Source organism: Promicromonospora sp. NPDC060271 (assembly GCF_042726755.1).
GTDB lineage: Bacteria > Actinomycetota > Actinomycetes > Actinomycetales > Cellulomonadaceae > Promicromonospora.
Window position 1 is genome coordinate 1 of the sequence record NZ_JBHXBG010000309.1, and the last position, 2,283, is coordinate 2,283.

The 2,283-nt window shown below is 74.2% G+C and carries 3 protein-coding genes; all 3 read right to left on the bottom strand.

Going from position 1 to position 2,283, the window contains the following annotated elements; translation table 11 throughout:
* The coding region (locus ACFWE2_RS25245) for a hypothetical protein (RefSeq protein WP_377226953.1) at positions 1-673 on the bottom strand (673 nt) is incomplete at its 3' end.
* Positions 670-1,296 carry a WHG domain-containing protein gene (locus tag ACFWE2_RS25250; RefSeq protein WP_377226954.1) on the bottom strand — a complete coding sequence of 209 codons (627 nt, stop codon included), beginning with the start codon at positions 1,294-1,296 and terminating at the stop codon, positions 670-672. The genes ACFWE2_RS25245 and ACFWE2_RS25250, both read right to left, overlap by 4 nt.
* Positions 1,289-2,194 (bottom strand): alpha/beta fold hydrolase, encoded by a 906-nt coding sequence (locus tag ACFWE2_RS25255; RefSeq protein WP_377226955.1) that lies wholly within the window; start codon positions 2,192-2,194, stop codon positions 1,289-1,291. Before ACFWE2_RS25255 ends, ACFWE2_RS25250 begins: the two co-directional genes overlap by 8 nt.
* Between the last annotated feature and the right edge of the window lie 89 nt (positions 2,195-2,283).

The window sequence follows — 2,283 nt, forward strand, 5'->3', positions numbered from 1 at the left end:
ATGCCTGGCCCGTCCGGGAACGCGTGACGACGGCGACCAGCACGCACCCCGCTGCGAAGAGGAACCCGTGCGTGATCCGCAGCCCCGGCCCGCCGAAGAACTGGGGGAGCAGGAGCACCAGGCCGATCGCCAGCGGCACGCCGGCCCACCTCAGACGCGTACCGGCCCGCCACAGGGCGACCGCCACCAGTACCCCGGAGGCGCCGAGCAGGAGCAGGCCCGCTGCGAACAGGGTGACCGCCCACGGCTCCATGCGCAGCACCTCGATGTCGGCGAGCAGGCCGAGGTCGCCGTCCCGCAGCGCGGCTTCCGCGATGGTGCGGATGCCGAAGATCTCGGCGCCGAAGTAGAGCGCCGCCAGACCGGCGCCGGTCCACGCGGTGACGAGCGCCCAGGTCGCGGCGCCAGCTCCGGGCCGGACGGCGGCGCGATCGCCGTCGTCGGCGGTGCCGGTCCGGGCGAGGATCGTCCGCAGTCCCAGGAGCGCGGGCGCGAGGAGGGCGAGGCCGAGGATCCCGCACAGGTGCGCCACCACCCAACGGTCGGAGGCGAAAGCCGTGGCGAGGCCGGTGGTGGCCACGCTCTCGTCCGGCCAGGGCCGCAGCAGGGGGAAGAGGAGGAAGGTGAGTCCTGCGGCGACGAAGGCGGCGCGGGTCCGGCGGACGACGGTCATGCGTGGCTCCCGGTGGTGGTGGCGTTCTGAGGCAGGTCGGACGGCGCGAGCGCGGCGACTCCCGCGACGAGCATGTCGAGCAGCACCGTGAAGCTCTGGTCGACGTCCTCCCGCATCCGGAAGCCGCCGCCGAGCTCGAGCGTGACGAAGCCGTGCACGCCGGCGCGGACCGCGCGGACGGCGTCGATCAGGCGGGCGTCCGGGAGGCCGAAGCCGCGCAGGACGGAGACCACCACGGAGACGCTCTCGGCTGCCGCGTCGCGGAGCGCGGCGTCGGCCGGAGCGTCGGGGTCGGGGCCGATCTGGGTGGCCGCGTACCGCCCGGGGTGGTCCAGGGCGTAGCTGCGCCAGGCCGTCGCCAGCGCACGGAGGGCGTCCGCCCCCGCTCGGCCAACGGTCGCCGAGGTACCGGCCGCCGTGAGCTCCCCGACGGCGATCAGCGTGACCTCTCTGCGCAGGTCGGCCAGTGAGCCGACGTGCTTGTAGAGGCTGGGCGCCGCGACACCAGCCTTCGCGGCGACCTTCGCGAGGGTCAGGTCGGCGAACCCGCCGGCCCCGCCCTCGTCGACGACCTCGACCGCCAGCCGTACCACGGCGTCGGGGGACAGGCCCGCCCTAGGCACGGGTGCCTCCGTCGTGGGCCTGCGCGGCGATGTCGGCGGTGGTGTCAGTGGCCGCGTGCGCGGGCAGGGGCGGGAGACCGGCGAGGAGCTCGAGCACGGCGGGTACGACGACGTCGGCCGCCTGGTGCTGCGGGTAGTGGCCGGCGTCGGGGACCAGGATGCCGCGGGTGTCGATCGCCCTGGTGATCCAGTCGAGCTCGGCCGCGGGGTCGGAGAAGTCGGGGTCGAGCGCGCCGACCACGGTGACGGAAGGCGCCGTGACGGCCGCCAGGCGGGCCTCGACGACCGAGTGGTCGAGCGCTACCGCGAGGTCGCGGAGGGAGCGCAGCCGGGCGGGCTCGCTCATGTTCCGCCGGATCGCGGCGACGTGCTCGGCGTGCCGGGGAGAGCGGCGGCCCTTGGTGATCGAGGTGTAGAAGGACCCCCAGAACGCGGCGCCCCACGGCCGGGCGAAGAGCACCCGGTAGATGACCCGCATGACCTTCTGCATGCCCGGGGAGCCGGGCTGGCGCAGGTACGGGCTGAGCAGGACCAGGCCGCGCACGAGGTCCGGGCGCTCCGCGGCGGCCCAGGCAGCGGCCGAGGCGCCCATCGAGTTGCCGATCAGGAGCGCCGGGCCGGCGTCGAGGTGCTCGACGAGGGCGACGAGGTCCGTACCCGTCGCGTCGTCGCCGTGCGTGCGGAACGTCGTGTCCGAGTCGCCGTGGCCGCGCAGGTCGGCGACGACCACGCGGTAGCCGGCGTGGACGAGCGCCGGGGCGACGTCGTCGTAGGTGGACCGGAGGTCACCCATGCCGGGGACGGCGACGACGAGCGGCCCGGCGCCCGTGTCGCTGTACGCGATGTTGCCCTCGGGCCGCCGGAGGAAGGCGGGAGAAACACTCTGGCTGATCGTCATAGCCAGAAAGCTACGCCCATTAGCCAAGTAGTGCAAGAGGCTGTCAGAACTTCGCGCACGTGTCAGACGCTCAGGTCACTCGGCTGACC